This window comes from Acinetobacter sp. ANC 3882 (genome assembly GCF_022549545.1).
Taxonomy (GTDB): Bacteria; Pseudomonadota; Gammaproteobacteria; order Pseudomonadales; family Moraxellaceae; genus Acinetobacter.
In genome coordinates this window covers 37601-58765 of the sequence record NZ_JAKZGB010000012.1, presented here as the reverse complement: position 1 = coordinate 58765, position 21165 = coordinate 37601, and the positions used below count along the sequence as shown (strand labels likewise).

Annotated in this window: 18 protein-coding genes and 1 pseudogene; 6 read left to right on the top strand and 13 right to left on the bottom strand. The window is 42.4% G+C overall.

The features are described 5' to 3' along the window. The first annotated feature begins 178 nt into the window (after window positions 1-178). Window positions 179-1813: an acyl-CoA synthetase gene (locus MMO42_RS16680; protein WP_241321395.1), complete on the top strand. Its 1635-nt coding sequence runs from the start codon at window positions 179-181 to the stop codon at window positions 1811-1813. Between the two features lie 273 nt (window positions 1814-2086). Next, entirely contained in the window at window positions 2087-3157 is a 1071-nt protein-coding gene (locus tag MMO42_RS16675; protein WP_241321394.1) for a hypothetical protein, read from the top strand. A gap of 60 nt (window positions 3158-3217) precedes the next feature. Here MMO42_RS16675 and yjgA read toward each other — a convergent pair. The 9 genes and pseudogenes from yjgA to mazG form a co-directional block, all read right to left on the bottom strand. After that, a pseudogene (gene yjgA / locus MMO42_RS16670) lies at window positions 3218-3754 on the bottom strand (ribosome biogenesis factor YjgA); the annotation flags it as partial. A 2-nt stretch (window positions 3755-3756) separates the two neighbouring features. Then, the gene (locus MMO42_RS16665; protein ID WP_004637957.1) at window positions 3757-4026 is read right to left on the bottom strand and encodes an HPr family phosphocarrier protein; all 270 of its coding nucleotides are present in this window, start codon (window positions 4024-4026) and stop codon (window positions 3757-3759) included. After that, window positions 4023-4874, bottom strand: coding sequence for an RNase adapter RapZ (rapZ, locus tag MMO42_RS16660; RefSeq protein ID WP_005291820.1), 852 nt, complete (start codon window positions 4872-4874; stop codon window positions 4023-4025). Before rapZ ends, MMO42_RS16665 begins: the two co-directional genes overlap by 4 nt. Window positions 4875-4894: 20 nt before the next feature. Further along, window positions 4895-5740, bottom strand: coding sequence for a pantoate--beta-alanine ligase (gene panC, locus MMO42_RS16655; protein WP_241321393.1), 846 nt, complete (start codon window positions 5738-5740; stop codon window positions 4895-4897). A gap of 3 nt (window positions 5741-5743) precedes the next feature. Further along, window positions 5744-6553, bottom strand: coding sequence for a 3-methyl-2-oxobutanoate hydroxymethyltransferase (panB, locus tag MMO42_RS16650; RefSeq protein WP_005184787.1), 810 nt, complete (start codon window positions 6551-6553; stop codon window positions 5744-5746). A gap of 39 nt (window positions 6554-6592) precedes the next feature. Further along, window positions 6593-7081 (bottom strand): 2-amino-4-hydroxy-6-hydroxymethyldihydropteridine diphosphokinase, encoded by a 489-nt coding sequence (folK, locus tag MMO42_RS16645; protein WP_005291815.1) that lies wholly within the window; start codon window positions 7079-7081, stop codon window positions 6593-6595. Next, entirely contained in the window at window positions 7078-8532 is a 1455-nt protein-coding gene (gene pcnB / locus MMO42_RS16640) for a polynucleotide adenylyltransferase PcnB (RefSeq protein ID WP_241321392.1), read from the bottom strand. The genes folK and pcnB overlap by 4 nt, the downstream gene beginning before the upstream one ends. Window positions 8533-8671: 139 nt before the next feature. Next, on the bottom strand, window positions 8672-9100 hold the full coding sequence (locus MMO42_RS16635; protein WP_005291811.1) for a ComEA family DNA-binding protein: 429 nt from the start codon (window positions 9098-9100) through the stop codon (window positions 8672-8674). Continuing rightward, window positions 9069-9875, bottom strand: a complete 807-nt coding sequence (gene mazG, locus MMO42_RS16630; protein WP_241321391.1) for a nucleoside triphosphate pyrophosphohydrolase — start codon at window positions 9873-9875, stop codon at window positions 9069-9071. The genes MMO42_RS16635 and mazG overlap by 32 nt, the downstream gene beginning before the upstream one ends. A gap of 101 nt (window positions 9876-9976) precedes the next feature. Between mazG and MMO42_RS16625 the strand changes: the two genes are divergently transcribed. After that, window positions 9977-10750 (top strand): SDR family oxidoreductase, encoded by a 774-nt coding sequence (locus MMO42_RS16625; RefSeq protein ID WP_241321390.1) that lies wholly within the window; start codon window positions 9977-9979, stop codon window positions 10748-10750. A gap of 45 nt (window positions 10751-10795) precedes the next feature. On the opposite strand, the gene MMO42_RS16620 is transcribed toward MMO42_RS16625, so the two are convergent. From MMO42_RS16620 to cysM, 4 genes are all read right to left on the bottom strand, one after another. Beyond that, a complete protein-coding gene (locus tag MMO42_RS16620; RefSeq protein ID WP_005291805.1) occupies window positions 10796-13102 on the bottom strand; it encodes a bifunctional (p)ppGpp synthetase/guanosine-3',5'-bis(diphosphate) 3'-pyrophosphohydrolase in 2307 nt (768 codons plus the stop codon). Between the two features lie 31 nt (window positions 13103-13133). Next, window positions 13134-14543 (bottom strand): 23S rRNA (uracil(1939)-C(5))-methyltransferase RlmD, encoded by a 1410-nt coding sequence (rlmD, locus tag MMO42_RS16615; RefSeq protein WP_241321389.1) that lies wholly within the window; start codon window positions 14541-14543, stop codon window positions 13134-13136. A gap of 9 nt (window positions 14544-14552) precedes the next feature. Then, window positions 14553-15368 (bottom strand): 3'-5' exonuclease, encoded by an 816-nt coding sequence (locus MMO42_RS16610; RefSeq protein WP_241321421.1) that lies wholly within the window; start codon window positions 15366-15368, stop codon window positions 14553-14555. A gap of 87 nt (window positions 15369-15455) precedes the next feature. Next, the gene (gene cysM / locus MMO42_RS16605) at window positions 15456-16385 is read right to left on the bottom strand and encodes a cysteine synthase CysM (RefSeq protein WP_241321388.1); all 930 of its coding nucleotides are present in this window, start codon (window positions 16383-16385) and stop codon (window positions 15456-15458) included. Between the two features lie 149 nt (window positions 16386-16534). Between cysM and MMO42_RS16600 the strand changes: the two genes are divergently transcribed. The 3 genes from MMO42_RS16600 to MMO42_RS16590 all read left to right on the top strand — a co-directional run bounded on the left by MMO42_RS16600 (window position 16535) and on the right by MMO42_RS16590 (window position 21153). Beyond that, window positions 16535-19345: an ATP-binding protein gene (locus MMO42_RS16600; protein ID WP_241321387.1), complete on the top strand. Its 2811-nt coding sequence runs from the start codon at window positions 16535-16537 to the stop codon at window positions 19343-19345. A gap of 131 nt (window positions 19346-19476) precedes the next feature. Continuing rightward, window positions 19477-20265: a crotonase/enoyl-CoA hydratase family protein gene (locus MMO42_RS16595; protein WP_241321386.1), complete on the top strand. Its 789-nt coding sequence runs from the start codon at window positions 19477-19479 to the stop codon at window positions 20263-20265. Window positions 20266-20286: 21 nt separating this feature from the next. Next, entirely contained in the window at window positions 20287-21153 is an 867-nt protein-coding gene (locus MMO42_RS16590; RefSeq protein WP_241321385.1) for an NAD(P)-dependent oxidoreductase, read from the top strand. Window positions 21154-21165 lie beyond the last annotated feature (12 nt).

Below are 21165 nucleotides of genomic sequence, written 5' to 3'. Positions count from 1 at the left end.
AAAACGGCGGATAAAAAAGTATCGAAGATTTTACACGGGTTTAGCTGTGGATGAAACCTCTGAACCAGAAAAACCCAAGATCAGTTGAGATTCATCTCCGACTAAAGCCTAAATGATTTAGACTCAATGTCGGATTAGCTTAGTAATAAATGAAAATAACAGGAAAGGAGCAAGACACATGGTAAGTGCATATGATGAGTTACCCAGAAATCCAGCAAATTTTGTTGCCTTATCGCCGTTACGCTACTTGGAACGGGCTGCTTATATTTATCCCCATCAAGCCGCAATTATTCATGGCGAACGTCACATCACATGGCAACAAACCTATCAGCGCTGCCGTCAGTTCGCTCATCAATTAACAAATTTGGGTATCCAAAAAAATGATACCGTTTCAGTACTGCTACCCAATATCCCTGCCATGATTGAAGCGCATTTTGCAGTCCCGATGGCTGGCGCGGTACTGAATACATTGAATACTCGTCTCGATGCCAAGACCATTGCCTTTATGCTGGAACATGCCGAAGCCAAAGTCTTGTTAGTCGATCCTGAGTTCCGACAAGTTGCAGAGGAAGCACTCAAGCTTGTTCCACAAGACATTATTGTGATTGACGTCTTTGATTCTGAGTTTGACGGTGAACAAATTGCACTTGGCCAATATGAATATGAAGCATGGATCGCCCAAGGCAGTCCTGAGTTTGAATGGCTGCTTCCTCAAGATGAATGGGATGCGATTAGCCTCAGCTATACCTCAGGCACCACAGGTAACCCTAAAGGTGTGGTTTACCATCACCGTGGCGCCTACTTGAATGCAGCCAGCAATATTTTGGCTTGCGGTATGAAACCCCGCGCGGTATACCTTTGGACACTCCCCCTATTTCATTGCAATGGCTGGTGCTTTGCTTGGTCAATTGCAGCCAGTGGTGGCACCAACATTTGTTTGCGTCGTGTCGATCCTGTACTGATTTTCAAATATATCACAGCATATAAAGTTGATTATTTCTGTGGCGCACCGATTGTGCTCTCCATGCTGATCAATACTCCAGCAGAGCAAAAATCTGCATATGAACACCACGTCGAAGTCATGGTCGCCGGTGCTGCACCACCTGTGGCAATCATCGAAGGAATGCGCAATATCGGTATTAACGTCAACCATGTCTATGGTTTGACTGAAACCTACGGCCCTTCTGCACTCTGTGCTTCTCAAGCAGGCTGGAGCGATTTATCTATCCAAGAACAAGCTCAACTCCACTCACGCCAAGGCGTGCCTTATCCATTACAAGACAGCATGCGTGTGCTCGATCCAGAAACCATGCAACCTGTTCCCAATGATGGACAAACCATGGGCGAAATCATGTTCCGTGGCAATATCGTGATGAAAGGTTATTTGAAAAATGCCCAGGCCACAGAAGAGGCGTTTAAAGGCGGCTGGTTTCATACAGGTGATTTAGCCGTGAGTCATCCTGATGGTTATGCCAAGATTACCGATCGCTCCAAAGATATTATTATTTCAGGCGGGGAAAACATTTCCTCTCTTGAAGTTGAAGATGTACTTTATCGCCATCCGGCTGTGCTCACCGCTGCGGTTGTGGCAAAACCTGATCAACGTTGGCAAGAAGTGCCCTGTGCTTTTATTGAACTTAAACAAGGCGCATCCGCATCGGCTGAGGAGATCATTGCACATTGTCAAAAAGAACTCGCACGCTTTAAAGTCCCCAAAGATGTAGTGATTACCGAGATTCCAAAAACCTCGACAGGGAAATTACAGAAATTTATTTTAAGAGAATGGGCAAAACAAAGGGCGACGGATAGTTGAATAAATTCATAATCAAAAAAAAGAAGTTTCCTTGGAAACTTCTTTTGCTTTCAATTGATGCCAACTTATATTTATAGTCATATAAAATAAACCTAAGAAATAGAATACAAGTATTCTCAATTCATTTTGACCGAGTATATTATTCAACATTACCTCCCGAAAGTCAGAAAATCAATTAGAACAATTTAATAACAATTCAAACTAACCAACTTAAAAACCAACTAATTATTTTATGGTAAATTCATTTCTTTTTTTACTTTAGAAATTTATAAAATGAAAGTATTCAAATTTAAACCTATTTCGATTTCAATCTATTTTATTTTAGCAGCCTCTATTACAGCGTGTGGTGGCGGGTCATCTGATACTAGCTCTACCCCCGCTTCATTTGAATCACAAAATCTAACTGCAATTAGTTGTGTAAATGGCATCCCCAAAAATCTCAAAACACAAGGGACAGGTATTTTTGATGAAGAATGGTTTTCTTTAGAAGAAGGTGATGATAGCGAAGCAACACCTGTAGTTTTCTACTCCAATAAACTCATCAATGGCGTCTTTTATCAGAATACAACCAATTTAATTAAAGGATCTGCTGTTAACAATGACACAGACTATCTAGATGATTATGTTTTAACACCAAATACATTTACGACTGCTTTTCAATACAAAAAAACAAGCTCTGGTTCTCCAATCGGCTATGCCATCGCACAAAGCGAAAATACATTACAACTAAATCGCTTTAATGACACATGCAGTATTCATATTGAACAACAAATTAATCAGCGTTTTAAGAAAATTGATATTTCAGGTAAAACTATCAGTGATTTATTTAAATATTATGAATTCCCTCAGATGATCCAAACTGAACGTTATATAAGTTCAGGCGTTATTTATAATTTAGAAAGTATAAATAAAGATACACTAAAGAAGTTATTAAATGATCAGACCAAATTTCCACAAGGTTCAACGCTTAGCTATGTAGACCAGCAAATCTCAACTGCACCAGAAATTTTCTTTTCAAAATCAGATCAAACTGATTTTAGAAACTTGGAAGAGTTCAAAAAGGCAACTGTTATTCCTAAAGGCTATCATTGGAAAGATGATACATTTGCTAACCACAAGGTCACTTATCTTGTTGACTCATTAACTGGGAAACGCACCACGCTTACAGATGCTTATGCAGGTGTTCAATTAGATGGAAAAATCTACCAAGCTTATATGATTGCAGAAGGTGATCTAGCTCAAGATCCGAAGCGTTTGCCAGATGAAAGTATCGATATGTCTGAAACCTATTTCAATAAGGCTGCGGTACAGACCATGGCAAATGCACTCAATCGTGTACTTTAAGTTGTAGGGTTTAAATAAAAAACCTCGTTAACGAGGTTTTTTATTTAATAATAAATTTAATTAACCTTGTTCAGATAACAAAGCGACTTGTTGTACGTAATTCACAAATTTCAACTTAGATGCAGCAAGCTCTTCTTCACTGACTTGCTGCTTGATATCACGGTGAATCCGTAATACATGTTGACGCAAAGTATGGCGTTCAGATGCATTAAACACCTTACTAAACTCATTGATCACTGGATCGCCTTGGTCAATCATCCGATCAACCCAACGCATTAATTGCATCTGTTTTTTAGCACCTTGTTGCGGCGTTAAATAAGATAAAATGATGGTTTCATCTTCATTTCGCAATAATTTACCGATACGTAAAAATTGACGACGGCGTGCTTCGTGCGCACTAATATTTTGTATTTCAAGCAAAGCATCAATAAGACGCTCATCAACCGGAAGTTTCTGAATCTGTTTTTTATTCAGTTGAGCCAATTGCTCACCCAAAGCCGCCATTCGTTGCACAGCTTTTTTTTGCTCAGTTCTACTCGCACGTCCATCTAATGACTCAAAATCTTCATCGGTATAACGTTGGGTACCACGTGCCACTATTACTCTGCCTCGTAAAATTTTGCTGCGAACAGCGTTTGAATTTCTTCTAGTGCCTTGTCTTCATCAGCACCATCAATCACCAATCTCAATGTGGTGCCTTTACCTGCACCCAGCATCAACAATGACATAATATTTTTTGCATCGACCAACTTATCGCCCTTACCAATTTGGATAGAAGAACGGAATTTTGTCGTCACTTCAATAAGTTTACCAGATGCACGAGCGTGTAAGCCGAGTTTATTAATTACATCAATTGTTGTGTCTATCATGACCAGTGCTTCATTTCTCTATGTAAGATTTGGACAGCCCATTTTGCCTCAAGGGCTTGTTTGAGTCTATCTACAATATAAACCGACCGATGTTGCCCGCCAGTACACCCCACAGAAATGGTCATGTAATGGCGATGCCCTTCTGCAAATGCAGGCAACCACTTATCCAAGAAAGTATAAATATCTTCAAACATGTCATTGGTTTGTTGACTACCTTCCAAAAAGCGGCGTACAGGTTCATCTAAACCTGAAAAACGACGTAATTCTAAATCCCAATGCGGGTTTGGTAAATGTCGTACGTCAAATACATAATCAGCATCCAGCGGAATGCCGTGTTTATAACCAAAGGACTGTAGAATCACAATTAAGTTATCTGACTGCCCGAGTTTAGACAATAGAATATGTTTTAAATCATGAACACTTTTATCGGTCGTATCAATATGTACTGTTGAACGGAATTGTATCGGGATGAGCAATTGCTTCTCTTCTTGAATACATTGCAACAGACTATTGAAACGACTGGCCAAAGGATGCGGTCGACGTGATGCACTAAAACGTGCAATCAGGTCTTGGTCCTGAGTAGTCAGGTAGATCACATCGACCGAACCATGTCTTTTTAATTGCTCAAAAACATGATCAAACTCTTGCATATCTGCACGGGTACTTCGAATGTCGACCCCAAGTGCAAGTTGCTCCAGATTATTTTCATGATCCAGTTTTGCCACAATTTCAGGCAACAACGCCAAAGGTAAGTTATCTATACAATAATAGCCCAAGTCTTCAAGCACTTGTAATGCAGAGGATTTTCCTGAACCGGATTGACCTGTAACGATAAGAATACGCTTCATGGCGTTTTGCCCTTCATTTTTTATGTTTTAAAGTCGATTTGTAAGTTATCAATCAAACGTGTTGAACCCAGCTTCGCTGCAATAAATAACACCAAGTTTTGGTCAAATTGCTGAATCGGTTGCAAGTTGGTTTGACGAGCCTCCACATAATCCACAACAAAACCTGCTTGTGTCAATTGAGCAGAGATATTTTCTAACACTTGTGTCAGTGCCTGCCCTTCATACAATTGAAGTTCAGCTTGTTTGAGCAATTGGTAAATTGTCGGTGCAATCGCGCGTTGCTGTTCAGTCAAATAACCATTACGTGAGCTTAAAGCTAAACCATCTTCAGCACGAATAATTGGCACGCCAATCACTTCCAGTGGCATATTCAAGTCTTGCACCAACTGACGAATCACGGCCAGTTGCTGATAGTCTTTCTGGCCAAAGAAAGCATAATCCGGCTGCACAATATTGAATAACTTCGTCACCACCACCGCAACCCCATCAAAGTGGCCTGGACGTGATTTACCACAAAGATCATCCGTAATTTGACTGACACTGATATTGGTCAGACGCGGTTGATTACCATACATTTGCTCAACAGAAGGCGCAAAAATAATATCGCAACCTGCATCTGCCAATAAACGGCTATCTTGCTCTAAAGTACGTGGATAGCTCTCAAAGTCCTCGCCCGCACCAAACTGAATTGGATTGACGAAAATACTGACCACCACCACGTCACAGAGTTTTTTTGCCTCACGCACCAAAGTCAAATGACCTTCGTGTAGATTGCCCATGGTTGGCACAAAACCAATCAACTTTTTTGAACTGCGTGTAGGTGCAAGTGAAGCAGTTAAGCCTTGTATCGTTGTTTCAGTTTTCATGAATTAAAGCTCAACTTGAAACGTATGTTCTTTCGCTGGGAAAGACTGATCTTGAACTGCTGCATGGTACGATTTAAACGCATCTACAATCGCAGTTTCACCGGCTTGCTCTTTCATAAAGTTACGAACAAAACGCGCAACACGACCAAAAGTTAGACCTAACATGTCTTGTACAACGAGGACTTGACCATCCGTTTCATTGCCCGCACCAATCCCAATCACTGGGGTATTCGGAAATAATTCAGCAATTTCTTTACCCAGTTGAGCAGGTACACATTCAAGCAGTAAAACTGCTGCACCCGCATCAACCACGGCTTGGCAATCTGCGATCAACTGATCTGCGGCTTCACGTGTTCTGGCTTGTAGTTTATAGCCACCAAAGACATGTACCGACTGTGGGGTTAAACCTAAATGTACACACACAGGAATACCATTACGGGTCAACACCGTAACCAATTCACTTAACCATGCACCCCCTTCGATCTTGACCATTTGAGCACCAACCTGCATCACGGTCTTGGCATTTTTCAAGCCATCTTCAAGCGTTGCATAGCTCATAAATGGCAGGTCAGTCATGATTAAGGCATGTGAATTACCACGGCGTACAGCAGCGGTATGGTAAGCCATATCTTCGACAGTGACAGGAAGTGTAGAGTCTCTGCCTTGAATCGCCATTCCTAGAGAGTCACCGATTAAAATCGTATCAATTTCAGCCAATTCCATCGCTTTAGCCATACTTGCATCGTAGCAAGTAAGACATGAGAACTTACGTCCTTCGGCTTTAAACTTTCTTAAGTCACTTAGACTAATCATGATGATGTCCTCTACAGGCGTTTCCAGAACGAAACAGTCTTAGGCGGTTGCCCAAGACTGGTCTGCTATTACAGTCAAGTTTGCTTGCTGTACCAGTTCTAAATCTTTTAATGAATGACCATTTAATTGTAAATGAGCATCTAAATCTAATAAGGGAAGGATTACAAAATCGCGTTGTAAAACACCGATATGTGGCACGGTTAAACGTTCATTTTGAATCTGCTCTTGACCATAGATCAGTAGATCCAGATCAAGGGTACGCTCGCCCCAGCGGCGTAACCGAACACGACCTGCTTCTTGCTCAAATTGTTGTAATTGATCTAACAAGGCAAGTGGCTCGAGTGTCGTATCCAGTTGAACAACGGCATTTAAAAAATTGGGTTGATCTTGCGGTCCCATCGGCGGGCTTTGATAGAGCCGTGATACTTTTACACGGCCCAATGTCGCGAGCTTCGCAACAGCTTCACTGAGAATCTGTTGCGAATCACCTAAGTTACTGCCCAGACCAATATAGCTGCGAATGGTCATTGCGTTGGTCCAAAAACCACTTGGCTTAAATCACGTTGTACGCGTTTACGTTTGAGAATCGGGTGATCAGCGTTAATCTGATTCGGATTGGTTGTCGCTTTTTCAACAAAGCGTCCAACCGACTCATCCGTTCTCACACGTTCTTTACGACCACGACGATTTCTTGGCTCAGGCACATCCACCAAAGGCTCGATTTCAGTAAGTTTCGTTTCATCTACATCAACCGCTTTACGACGTGTTTTACTACGCTGACGATTGTATTGACGAATTGCTGCTTCTTTTTGATCGAGTGACATTTCTTGGTAGGCTTCCCACCAAATGCCCATCCCCTCAGTGCTGCTATCACCTGATTTCTCACGCAATAACAAAAAGTCGAATCCAGCACGGAAACGTGCATGCCCTGCCAATGCTTCAATCTGCTGCGGTTTTGGATTCAGCAAACGCGTTTGCATCTCCCAAACTTCACGGATAAAGGTTTCAGCAAAACGCGGGATAATAGTGCGTGTTGCCTGACGCTTAAGCACATCAAGTCCTGCTTGCGCACGCGCTTCCGCAGGAACAACACCTTTGTTTAAATAAAAATCACAACGCTCTAAAAATGGCTTCCACAACAACACCGCATAGAAAAATGCAGGGTTAATGGTTTTACCAATTTGAATGCGTTGATCGGTATTTCTTGCCGCACGCTCAATAAATGCAGTGAGATTTGGTGGAATTTCAGCAAACAATTGCTTCCATACATCAAACTCAATCAACATAGGCAGCACACGGGTGAGATGCCCCATGGTAAATAATTTTTGTGACTCATCGTATAAACGATGTGGCGAGACATCACGCAACAGTTGCGTCATATCCGCATCAAAAACATCAAGAATAGATTGATCAATTTGGAAATTCAATTTTGCGGCAAAACGCAAAGCACGCAACATGCGCACAGGATCTTCTTCAAACCGCTGTGCAGGTTCACCCAGAAAACGTAAGGTACGCGTATTGATATCATCTACTGCATGGCAGAAATCAAGTACGATGCCTTTTCGTGGCTGGTAGTACAAGGTATTGATCGAAAAATCCCGACGAGCAAAATCTTGCTCAATCGTTCCCCAATTATTATCTCGAAGAATCATACCAGAGGCACTGGTAACTGCTTTTTTCGGTGGGGCACGAAAGGTCGCAACTTCAATCAACTCGCGACCAGAATAAACATGTGCCAATTCAAAACGTCGTCCGATAATCCGGCAACGTCGACCAAAAACCTCTTTTACTTGGGCTGGTGTAGCATTAGTAACCGCGTCAAAATCCTTTGGATTAAGACCTAACATCATATCTCGAACACCACCACCTACAATATATGCCTCGTAGCCTGCTTTAGTCAGACTATCAATCACATCTAGAATTGAGGAAGGAAGTTGAGTTGTGGATAAACCACATTTTGACGCACGCAAAGTTTGCAAAAGACACTGTCTCCTACGTCAGGACGTAAATAACAATTTGTCGCTAATCATAGCTCTAACACACACAAAGGGCAATTTATTCTGTTGCAGTTTCAATAGATCTGTATGCGAAATTAACAACTACATCTCACTTTTCCACTTATAACATGAGCCTTGCTCTGTTTTTCTCAAGCAGTTTTGGTCCAATACCTTTGATGTTCATCAACTCGTCTACGCTTTTAAAAGCACCATTTTTTTGGCGATATTCCATAATCGCTTGCGCTTTTTTCTCACCAACGCCACTGAGCGTCTGTAATTGCTGTAAGTTTGCTTGGTTTAAGCTAATTTTACCGCCTTGAATATTTACAGATGATGAAAGATGTTGGGAATTTTGCTGTTGTGTAGGTCGAGATAAATAATAATTATTGTTCGACTGCTTCGCCAATTGCTGATCGCGGGCTTGCTGCTGTGTTTTCCATTGCTGATAAGATTGATCAAACTGCTGTGCATTGAGATGTGAAACACACCCCAAGCACAAAATCATCAATAAAAAAAACCTATGTTTGCTGCTTAACTGCGGCAATGTCATTCTTCCTCTCCTGCGATTTTAATTGTCTTTTCGCTTGCTCCCACAGTTCATCCATTTCTGCCAAACTCATTTCTTGCAAGTCTTTCTGTTGTGCTACCGCCTGTTGCTCAATAAAGGCGAAACGGCTTCTAAATTTATGAATTGTTGCCAGCAATGCGGCCTCACCTGATACACCAAGCTTACGGCCCACATTAATCAAAGAGAACAAACAATCCCCAAATTCTTCTTGAATTTCAGCAGCATTTTGATTTCTTAGCGCTTGCTGTAATTCCCCCAATTCCTCATCTAATTTGCCATAAGCATCTTTAACGGTTTCAAAATCAAAGCCGAGCTGTGCTGCTTTGCTCTGAATTTCATGTGCCTGTACCAGCGCAGGTGCATGTTTAATCTCATCTAACCGTGACTGTACTTTACCTTGTTTTTCTTGTTGTTTGATTTGTTTCCACAACTCACTCACTTGCTCAGACGTTAGATTTTGATATTTTTCAGCCTCAAAAACATGAGGATGGCGACGAATTAATTTTTCACTGATGGCTTCCACCACATCTTGAAAATTAAATAATCCTTTTTCATCAAACATTTGAGATTGAAAGACCACTTGCAACAATAAGTCACCCAGCTCATTTCGGATTTCGTCCACCTCTCCTGAGCGAATCGCAGCCTCAACTTCATATGCCTCTTCAATGGCATATCGCGTCAAACTTTCTGGGGTTTGCTGTTGATCCCATGGACATTTTTGTCTTAACTCTTGCATGATTGCCAATAACTTTTCCATGATGATCTCCAAACCCAAACAAGCAAATTGTTGCAGCGCCAAGCTGCTTATGCGTAATATACACGCACGCAAAAATTATCAATATAAAGCAAGGGAAAGCAATGCAATATAGTGTTTTTATTAGTGGGGCTGCTCAGGGGATTGGTGCTGAAATCGCACGCTTGTTTCACCAAAAAGGCTTTAAAGTTGGTATCTATGATATCAATGAAGAACAAGCTCAAGCCTTAGCTGAGCAACTCGGGAGCAATGCCAAAGCAGGTTATCTTGATGTCAGTAACCACCGTCAATGGCAGATCGCACTACAGGAATTTAAAAGCTGGGCGGGCGAACTGAATATCTTGGTCAATAATGCAGGAATTCTATACTCTGGTGCATTCGAAAACACTTCTATTCAATCCCATCACCGTACCATTGATATTAATGTCAAAGGTGTACTCAATGGCTGTCACGCGGCTTTAGGACATCTACAACAAGCCAGCTTTGCACGTGTCATTAACCTGTCTTCGGCCTCTGCGATTTATGGCCAAGCTGATTTGGCCTCTTACTCTGCCAGCAAATTTGCCGTGCGTGGTTTAACTGAAGCCTTAGACGTAGAGTGGCAAAAATATAATATTCGGGTCTTGGACGTGATGCCGCTCTTTGTGCAAACCAATATGGTTAAAGATATGGATGCTGGCAGCATTCAAAATATTGGTGTGGATTTAACCCCTGCCGATGTGGCGAAACAGGTGCTGCATTTGGCACAACAAAAAGACCATGCCCTGATTCCAACCCACACGCCTGTCGGCATAAAAACCAAATTGATGTATCAACTGTCCAGTATTAGCCCGCAGTTTTTAAACCGACTCACCAATATCTTTTTAGCGAAACGTTAGACATAAAAAAGCTGCATCGAGATGCAGCTTTTTTAATTTTATGGTCTAGCTTCCTTGAACCAAACGTCTTGCACTGATAATGCCTGGTTGCTGCTCTAAACGAGCCAATAACCGTGACAATTGCGCCAAACCTTTAACTTCAATCAACAACTTCATATTGGCAATACCATCTGCCTCAGAAATCGTATTCACCTGACGAATATTGATTTGGTCAGAGAAAATCACTTGTGTGAGATCTTTCAGTAAACCACGGCGATCATACGCCTCAACCACAATCTGAACACTTTGACCACGCGTTGGCTGCATTTCCCAATCAGCTTCAACTGCACGCTCAGGTTCTTGAGTGGTCATACGCAAATAATCAGGACACGCAATCTTATGAATACTGACACCACGATTCAGCGTGATATAACCACCAATCGATTCGCCATGTACGGGCTGACAACACTGTGCAATATGCAGTTCAACATTGTCCAAACCATCAATCAAAATCCCATGGGCCGATAAAGTATGGCTGGCACGTGGATTTAGCGCAGGTTTTAAAACCAGTTCAGGCTCATCTTGATCCAAGTGCATCTGACGATTCACTTGATTCATCAAGGCATGCAGACTGATATCACCGCTCACCAGAGCAACCAAGATATCATCACCCGATTTCAGGTTGAAATGAGATGAATAATCTTTGAGATCAATACTTTTCGGGTGAATTGCTAAACGTGCCAATTCTTTGGTCAGAAGCTCACGTCCAACTTCAACATTCTTGCTGCGATCTTGCTGTCTAAACCAATGACGCAACTTGTCGCGTGCACGCGCTGTTTTGATATAACCCAGCGAGTTCACCAACCAGTCACGGTTTGGTTCACGATCTTTCTTGGTTAAAATCTCAACCTGCTCACCAGTTTTTAACATATAGGTGAGCGGCACATAACGCTGGTTCACACGTGCCGCATAGCACTTGTTTCCTACCTCGGTATGCACATGATACGCAAAGTCCAGAACGGTTGACCCACGTGGTAACTCTTTGATATCACCATCACGACTAAACACATAAATCTTTTCAAAATTTTCAAAATCTTGAATTTGATCAATGCCATTTGACTCTTCATCTTCACCATGCGGTGTAGTTTCAGTACGCTCTTGATAATGCTCAAGTACCGCACGTAATGAATGCAAACGATCATTAAAAGAATGGTCGGTATTCTTTGCACCTTCTTTATAGTTAAAGTGCGAACACACCCCAAGCTCGGCTTCGTTATGCATCTCAAAAGTACGAATTTGTACTTCTAAAGACTTGTTCTCTGCAATCACCGCCGTATGTAATGAACGATAGCCATTGGCTTTTGGATTGGTCACATAGTCGTCAAACTGGTTCGGAATGTGGCGCCATAATTGATGCACAATCCCCAACGCGTGATAACAATCAGGAACACTTTTCACCAAGACGCGCACTGCACGAATATCATAGAGCTGATCAAAGCTGAGGTTCTTGCTTTTCATTTTTCGATAAATCGAATAAATGTGCTTCACTCGCCCTGTGATTTCAGCTTGAATGTCGTATTCGCCCAGCTCAGTTTTGAGTTTATCAATTACAAACTGAATATATTGCTCACGCTCCAAACGCTTTTCATTCAATAAAGATGCAATTTCTTTATAACGTTCTGGCGCTAAATAACGAAAGGCAAGATCTTCCAATTCCCACTTTAACTGGGCAATGCCTAAACGGTGTGCCAATGGAGAATAAATGGTGAGAATTTCGCGTGCCACACGCTCCTGACGCTCTTTGCTTGCTGTCGCCAACTCACGTAAAGCATAAGTACGCTCTGCCAGTTTGATCAAAACAACACGAACATCTTCCGTAACTGAAATCAGCATTTTATAAATGCCATTTAAGTGTTCGCGCTGATTATTATTAAAATGATCTTCTAGACGTTTATTCTTTTCAATCAACTCAGACAGTTTACCCATCGCCAGTGTGCCTTGGACCAAAGCCAAAACTTGCTCGCCAAACTGTTGTTGAATATCCTCTAAGGTGATTAATCCCTCACGAACACTACGATATAACACCGCCGCTGAAAGCGTGTCTTCATCAACACGTAAATGGGCCAAAATATCCGCCATACCAATCCCTGTACTAAAGGTATTGATACGATGATTCACCGTCGCTTGTAATTCTCTTGCTAAGGTAAGCTCTGCAACTTGTTGAAGTTGTTTCAGCTCAGCCCCATCCAAAATACCACGCACTCGATCTAGCCAAGACACTAGACTACTTTGCGCTTCAGCGGCATGTTCTACAGTCGCTTCCTCAGACAACTCTTGGAGTCGTCCAGGTAACTGCTCACGTACTGTGACCATACCTTTCTCCTCTGGATATGTAACTCATTTTTTAATCGTTTATCTCTTCGATTTTTTCACGACGCTCAATTTTTTCAAACAGGGCAATCGATTCAACATGTTCAGTATGCGTAAACATGTCCATTACCGCAGCTTTCTTCAATTGATAGCCATATTGTGCCAGTACACCTGCATCCCTTGCCAGTGTTGATGGGTTACATGAAACATAAACGATTCTTTTTGCTCCAAACTTTGGTACATATTGCATGACTTCAAATGCACCTGATCGTGGAGGATCAATTAATAATGCATCAAATCCTTGTTTCGCCCAAGAATGATGCGAAAAGTCTTTTGTTAAATCTTGTGAAAAGAATGCTGCCTGTGACAACTGATTAGCTTTCGCATTTTCAGTTGCTCGTTGCACCATCTCGTCACTCGCCTCAACGCCGACCACCTGACCTGTCTCACCCACACAACGTGCAATGGGTAAAGAAAAATTACCTAACCCACAGAATAGGTCAAGTACTCTTTCCCCTTCCTGTAACTGAAGCAATTCACATGCCAACTGAATCATTTGTGCATTTACACCACTATTCACTTGGGTAAAGTCTAAAGGTGAAAACGCAAATTTGACTGCAAAATCATCCAAACTGTAATGCAAACGCATTGGAGCTTGTGAATCATCTACGCGATGTAAACTCTCTCCCCCTTTAGGTTGCAAATACAACTGCCATCCTTTGAGTAACGTAAATTGACGTAATTGGTTGACATCCGACACATTTAATTCATCTAAATGACGAACCAGCAGTGCAACCTCGCTGTCGCCCATCGCCAATTCTATATGACCAATATGCGCCTTGCCTGTTAGACTTTCGAGTAGTTTTTTCAATTCTGGTAAAGTTTCGGATAAACTTTGATCCAATACTTTACATTGCTGAATGGCAGTCAAATGATTGCTGTGATGCTCACGAAACCCCATCACCAAACGATCCTGTTTCGCCATATAACGTACCCCGATTCGGGCACGACGGCGGTAATCCGTTTTGACAGAACGTATTGGGTCCAACCATTGCTCAGGTTGCAGACCCGCAAAATGCTGTAAATGGGATTTTAAAACATTCTGTTTAAGTAAAATCTGTTGGTCAGGATGAATATGTTGCAAGCTACAACCGCCACACACACCAAAATGCGGGCAAATCGGATCAACACGTTCCTGCGCCGCATCACTTGCAAGCGTGATCATATCCGCTTCTTCTAGACGTGTGGTCTGATTGGTGATTTTGGCTTGTACCGTCTCACCCACCAAGGCATAACGAATAAAAACTTTCTTGCCCTGCTTTTCTTTAGGATGATCTGGATGCGTTCCATAATGCGCAATACCACGCCCCTCATGTGAAAAAGCTTCAATCTGAAAGGTATAGGTTGGATATTGAGCGGGACGTTGTTTGGCTTTGTGTTTCAAAAGATGAACCTAATTTTTTGGCGCAAAAGTATCTGCGGTGAATACAGTATATTGCGATGACTGCTGCCATACCTGTAAGAATTCTGTTTGTTGCGTTTGCGTTTGTAAATAATCAACCGTTGATTGAACCAAATGCTGATGATCGGATTGATTGAGCTGCCCTTTGAGTAACAACCAGCGTAAATACACTAGCCAAGTATTCAGCACATCCCCTTCGCAATAGCTGGTCAATTTCAACCACTGTTCCGTACGAACATATTCGGGTACATGATAGCCAGACTCGCCTCGTTTCCCAGGGAAACCGAGCAAACAGGCAATATCATCCAATTTTTGAAAATTGCGACCATTAAACATCGCCATGACATCCATCAGATCAACATGACGATGGTGATAACGGTTTTGATAGTTATTAAAACGCTTTTGCTGATCAATTTCGCCTTGATCAAATAGACTTGGCGCGGAAAGCCCATGATACATGGCACGAAATAAAATCACAGGCAAATCAAATTGTGAACCATTCCAACTGACCAAGGTCGGTTGCTTCTTATCAAAAATAGACAGAAACTTGGTCAACATTTCAGCTTCGCTGTTTTGTTCCTGGCTAAATGAAAACAGGCGAAAACCTTTTTCATCGATCCACAGCCCAGAAATACAAACGATTTCATGCAATGGCAGTCGTTGAAAATCCATGCCCGACTCTTGACGACGAATTTTGGTCAACGCTTGTTCTACATCACTTTCAGGCAAGTCAAGATGATAAAGATGTGCACCAGCTTTTATATCAGTCAGTGTTTCAATATCAAAAATTAAAATCGGAAAACGCAAATTCATATTCAAACGACCTGCCGAAGCTGCAACACAGTTCCCTTTAACCCAAGGTGAGCTGTAATTATAACAGTGTAAGACAGGGTTTTAGTCTTCATCTTGAACTGAAAATAAGCCCGTCGATAAGTAACGATCCCCACGATCACAGATAATGCAGACAATCACCGCATCAGGATTTTCTTCAGCAATTTTAATCGATGCCCATACCGCACCGCCTGAAGAGGTGCCTGCACTAATGCCTTCAGTACGCGCCAGTTTACGCATGGTTTTTTCTGCTTCAATCTGTGGAATATCGATAATACGATCGACACGACTGCGATCAAAAATCGTTGGCAAATATTCTTCAGACCAACGGCGAATCCCAGCAATGCTGGAACCATCAGAAGGTTGCAGGCCGACAATCTGAATGTCTGGATTTTGTTCTTTTAAATATTTAGAGACGCCCATAATCGTCCCTGTCGTGCCCATTGAGCTGACAAAGTGAGTAATTTTCCCACCTGTTTGCTTCCAGATCTCAGGACCTGTCGTCAAATAATGTGCTTCTACATTATCTGGGTTACCAAACTGATTGAGGACGAAACCTTGACCTTCTGCCTGCATTTGCAAAGCAAGATCGCGGGCACCTTCCATCCCTTGTTGCTGCGTGACTTCAATTAGTTCTGCACCATAAGCCAACATTGCATCTTTACGTTCTTGGCTCATGTTGTTCGGCATGATCAGCTTCATTTTATAGCCACGCATCGCTGCAACCATGGCCAAAGCAATTCCAGTGTTCCCGCTGGTCGCTTCAATCAAGGTATCACCTGGTTGAATTTGGCCACGCTTTTCTGCTTGCACAATCATGTTGTAAGCCGGACGGTCTTTCACCGAACCCGCAGGGTTATTCCCTTCTAATTTTGCTAATACCGTGGCTTGGGTATGACACGCTAAACGCTGCAAACGCACCAAAGGGGTTTTACCGACATAGTAATCCAGTAAAAAATCATCTGCTAAAAAATCAGTTTGCGTATTCGTCATGATCGACACCGATATCAAGGTGGCGACTATTGTATGAAAAAAATAGAGATACTGCACCTTTTCACTATGCTTTTTATTGGCAAGCAGATGTCCTTGATTTTCACAAAGCGTGCTAAGATGTTGCGCAGAATGATAAATCTGACCGTACTATGTCAAATTTCAATAAGACCATATCGAAACGCTTACGCCTGAATCATGCTTATGGGCAATTGATTGCACTTATTTTAGTGCCGATTGCAATTTTGACAGGTGTTGGAATTCTTTGGGTTTTATCCGAAACCACAAGCTCCGCAAAATCACAACAACGTTCGGATGCTTCGGCCATTTTGGCACGCTACCATCAAACCGCAAATGATTTATTACGCTTGGTGCAAGAGCAACCTGATCAATATGATCGTGCCCAAAACATCATGCAAAAAATGTTTGATGAAAAAAACTTACAGCGCGCAGTGCTTATTGATACTCGTGGGCAAACCTATTTAAGCGTTGGCTATCAAAACAACCGCTTTTGGCCAAATTTTCCAGAAAATAGTAACTTCTTTGGACCCATTGCCCACAACCACAACAGCATCTATGGTTCAAAGCTGGACAGCGGCAACCCTAACTCAGTTTGGTTAATGATTGAATTAGACAATCAGCCCCTTGAGCTGGCGCGCTATAAAATCCTGCTTTCATTGGTGGTCACTGGACTCATCACCCTATTAATTCTACTGTTCTGTTTAAATGTCTTTTCACGTCGCTGGCTCGCACCGCTGTATGAAATCCGCATGCAGATGCAACGCTTAAATGCCGATACGCTAGATCAACATATTGTGGTGAATAGTACCGGTGAATTACGTTTATTACAGCGTGATATCGCCAATGTAGTGAAACGTCTGCACTTTAGTTTCCTTGAATTAAAAGAACATACTGAACAAACTGAAGAAGATTTACGTCGCACACTCGACACCTTAGAAGTTCAGAACATTACCTATCGTCAGGCACGTGACCAAGCGATTTCATCAAATCAATCCAAGTCGGTGTTTTTGGCCAACATCAGCCATGAACTTAGAACGCCACTGAACAGTATTGATGGCTTTATTCATTTACTGCTGCGTCAGCAAAATCTGAGCAATGAACAGAATCTTTACCTGCAAACTATTCGAAAATCATCTGCACATTTATTGGCACTGATCAATGATGTACTGGATTTCTCTAAAATTGATGCAGGTAAACTCGAACTTGAGACTGCCCCATTTGACCTTGAAGAAGCCATTTTCGATGTTATGGATATGCTCTCGCCCCTAGCGGCACAAAAGCATATCAACATGGCCTTCTATTACGCAGAGAATATTCCAAAGCATGTGGTGGGAGATGCATTACGCTTTAAACAAATCCTGACCAACCTGATTTCTAATGCAATCAAATTCACGCCTGATGGTGAGATCATTGTGCGTGTACGTATGGAAGATGATGAAATTGGACAATGTTTACTGCACTTTAGTGTCCAAGACAGCGGAATTGGCCTCAGCGGCACTGATCGTAAAAAGCTGTTTGAATCGTTCTCTCAAGGCGATGCATCGGTTACCCGTCAATTTGGTGGTACTGGATTAGGTTTAGCGATTTCCAAACAGCTGGTGCATTTGATGCATGGTCAAATCGGTTTTGAAGACAACCAAGAACGCGCACCAACAGAGAAAGGCTCAACCTTCTGGTTTACCGCCTCATTTAAAGTTGAAGAACAAGATGAGTTTGTTGAACATCCTCATTTCGACCATCTGCAAGTGGTGTCATATCTTGCCCACCCTGCCACGGCCAGCGTACTGCGTTCATATTTAGAAAATTACCATGTCTCCCACATAGAGACACAATCGATTCTGGACCTCTTTAGCCGTTTAAATCATCTCAACCAACAAGAGAATACTTGGCTGATCGTCGATCATAGTGGTGATACAGAGGCCTTACTCAAAGAGATTCGTCAACGCTACCATGGCAACCTAGCTGTTTATGGTTATCAGATGAGCCTTGAACCCAACATGCTCAATGAATACCGCGCGCGCCCACTGTATCAACCGCTAAGTCGTCGTGAGTTGGTACAACTGCTCGGCAATGAGCCCGTTTTTGAACAAGAACCTGAAGACTTTAATGGTCAAGGTTTACACATCTTGGCAGTGGATGATCATCTGCCTAATTTGATTGTACTTGAAGCCTTACTCGGCGAACTCAATGTCACCACCACCAAAGCGTTAAGCGGCCAGAAAGCCCTCGACATTATTCAAGAGCGAATCGAACAAAAATCGCCGCCGTTTGACTTGGTCTTTATGGATATTCAAATGCCTGTCATGTCAGGGATTGATACCACTCGTGCAATTCGCTCATTGGAGTCAACACTTGATAATGGCATGCAACTGCCAATTATTGCCCTTACAGCGCATGCGCTGGCTGATGAAAAGCAGAAGCTGCTCAAAGTCGGTATGAATGATTATGTGACCAAACCGATTCAGATGGAGCAAATCATTCAAATCCTGACCCATTGGACCAAAAATAATTTCAGTACTCAGCCTGCGAATATTGAACCTAAACGTCCAATTGAATCGATCGACCCTCAAATCCTGAACTGGCAACAAAGCGTTCAACTTGCTGCCAACAAAGAAGATCTGGCACAAGATCTATTGAATATGCTGGTGGATAGTTTTGATACAGAGCTGGCGGAAATGCAGCAATTGATCGAGATGGAGGATTTTCCACAACTCGAGCATGTCCTACATCGCCTTTATGGTGCAACACGATATGTCGGTACGCCAAACTTACAGCAAGTGTCAGGTGAGTTTGAACAATTTGTCTCGACCTTACGCAAAGAACGCCGTAAAGCAGATGATGTGTTTATCCGTGAAACCACACATCGTTTCAATGAGCTCAGTACTGCGATTGAACAGGTAAGACAAGCAGCCAACTTGATTCTACATGCCCACGACTCGTAACACAGCGAGTTGGGACATATAACACAAACAATGATGAAAATAAGAGCAGTCCTTTTTGTGACTGCCCTGTCATGTTTCCAGCTAAAGACTCATGCTATGCTGCCTCATCAAACACAATAAGAGTAAGACAGATGGCACTTTTACGCGTTGAAAAGAACAATGGAATCGCAACAGTCTCCCTAAATCGACCTGACAAACGCAATGCAATGAGTTTTGCATTACTGAAAGAATTGGTGGCGACTGCAAAAAAAATTGAAAAAGATCGTTCAATCCGTTGTGTCATCCTGACTGGTGAAGCCCATGTTTTCAGTGCAGGCATCGACCTCTCTGATTTAAACAATCCTAAAAATACAGCTTTTGCTGCATGGGAGTTGATCAAACCAGGCCAAAGCTTGTTCCAAAAAGCCTTCCTGATTTGGCAAAACTTACCCATCCCAGTCATTGCAGCAATCGAAGGCTATTGCTTCGGTGCAGGTATGCAGTTAGCACTCGCAGCAGATATCCGTATTGCAACGCCAAGTACCCAAATGTCAATCATGGAAAGTCGCTGGGGCTTAGTACCAGATATGGGACTCACTCGCTCGTTAAAAGGGTTGATTGGTGTTGATTTGGCCAAAGAGCTGACGTTGACCGCACGTATCTTTGATGCTGAATATGCAAAACAAATTGGTCTAGTGACCCATTTAGACAATGATCCATTAGCGAAAGCGAACATCATTGCTGAAGAAATTTTACAACGTTCACCAGATGCCATCATGGCAGCCAAACGTGTCTTAGATGCGATGGAACACCAACCAGAAAAAGCATTGCGCTTAGAAAAACTTTGGCAACTTAAGCTGCTATTAGGTAAAAACAGTAGTCTTGCGCGTAAAAAGGATAAGAATCCAGAGATTCAATTCCTACCACGCCAATATAAATAATCACAACTTGGGTATATTCACATGCATGTTAATCAACAAACACCAATCGCATTTCTAGGTATGGGTTTAATGGGCACACGCATGACCAGCCGATTATTACAAGCAGGTTATTCCGTCGCGGTATGGAACCGCAGCCCACATGCATGTGAACCACTCCAGCAACAAGGTGCAAGCTTATTAGCATTGCATGAAATCGCAAACTATCCCGTTATTCTCACTTGTTTAGCTGATGATCAAGCCGTAGAAAGTGTTTTTGCCCAAATTCAACCTTATTTAAAGGCTGAACAGGTCCTCGTGGATTTCTCCAGCTTATCGGTAGCAGCAACACAACAATTGGCCTTATCCGCTCAACAGCAACAGGTCACGTGGATTGACTCTCCCGTATCAGGCGGAACCATGGGCGCGGAACAAGGGACCTTGGTCATTTTTGCCGGTGGTAATGCGAAAACAATTGAACAGCTTAGCCCTATTTACAATGTACTCTCACAACGTGTCACCCGTATGGGAGAAACTGGCACAGGGCAAGCCACCAAGATTTGTAATCAATTGATTGTCGCCGCCAACAGCACTTTAATTGCTGAAGCAGTGGCACTTGCAGATCAGGCTGGCGTCGATACATCTCTCCTCGCACCTGCGTTGGCAGGTGGTTTTGCTGACTCAAAACCTTTTCAAATCCTCGCACCACGTATGGCGACACAGACCTTTGAGCCTGTGCAATGGAAGGTGCAAACACTATCCAAAGATTTAAACAATGCGTTACAGCTCGCACAAAGTTTTAACTTAAAGATACCTGTTGCACAAAAAGCTCTACTACAGTTACAAGCTCACCAAGAAAATGGCTTTGCTGATAAGGATTTAGCGACTATCATCAAAATTATAGAACAATAAATAGGATCTATT

What these genes read in the sequence shown, in the direction of transcription:
- mazG (WP_241321391.1), bottom strand. Translation starts at nt 9,875, where the DNA reads ATGGAAAAGTTATTGGCAATCATGCAAGAGTTAAGACAAAAATGTCCA.
- MMO42_RS16590 (WP_241321385.1), top strand. Translation starts at nt 20,287, where the DNA reads ATGCATGTTAATCAACAAACACCAATCGCATTTCTAGGTATGGGTTTA.
- MMO42_RS16635 (WP_005291811.1), bottom strand. Translation starts at nt 9,100, where the DNA reads ATGACATTGCCGCAGTTAAGCAGCAAACATAGGTTTTTTTTATTGATG.
- MMO42_RS16620 (WP_005291805.1), bottom strand. Translation starts at nt 13,102, where the DNA reads ATGGTCACAGTACGTGAGCAGTTACCTGGACGACTCCAAGAGTTGTCT.
- panB (WP_005184787.1), bottom strand. Translation starts at nt 6,553, where the DNA reads ATGATTAGTCTAAGTGACTTAAGAAAGTTTAAAGCCGAAGGACGTAAG.
- MMO42_RS16595 (WP_241321386.1), top strand. Translation starts at nt 19,477, where the DNA reads ATGGCACTTTTACGCGTTGAAAAGAACAATGGAATCGCAACAGTCTCC.
- MMO42_RS16680 (WP_241321395.1), top strand. Translation starts at nt 179, where the DNA reads ATGGTAAGTGCATATGATGAGTTACCCAGAAATCCAGCAAATTTTGTT.
- folK (WP_005291815.1), bottom strand. Translation starts at nt 7,081, where the DNA reads ATGACCATTCGCAGCTATATTGGTCTGGGCAGTAACTTAGGTGATTCG.
- MMO42_RS16600 (WP_241321387.1), top strand. Translation starts at nt 16,535, where the DNA reads ATGTCAAATTTCAATAAGACCATATCGAAACGCTTACGCCTGAATCAT.
- panC (WP_241321393.1), bottom strand. Translation starts at nt 5,740, where the DNA reads ATGAAAACTGAAACAACGATACAAGGCTTAACTGCTTCACTTGCACCT.
- rapZ (WP_005291820.1), bottom strand. Translation starts at nt 4,874, where the DNA reads ATGAAGCGTATTCTTATCGTTACAGGTCAATCCGGTTCAGGAAAATCC.
- MMO42_RS16625 (WP_241321390.1), top strand. Translation starts at nt 9,977, where the DNA reads ATGCAATATAGTGTTTTTATTAGTGGGGCTGCTCAGGGGATTGGTGCT.
- MMO42_RS16675 (WP_241321394.1), top strand. Translation starts at nt 2,087, where the DNA reads ATGAAAGTATTCAAATTTAAACCTATTTCGATTTCAATCTATTTTATT.
- cysM (WP_241321388.1), bottom strand. Translation starts at nt 16,385, where the DNA reads ATGACGAATACGCAAACTGATTTTTTAGCAGATGATTTTTTACTGGAT.
- MMO42_RS16665 (WP_004637957.1), bottom strand. Translation starts at nt 4,026, where the DNA reads ATGATAGACACAACAATTGATGTAATTAATAAACTCGGCTTACACGCT.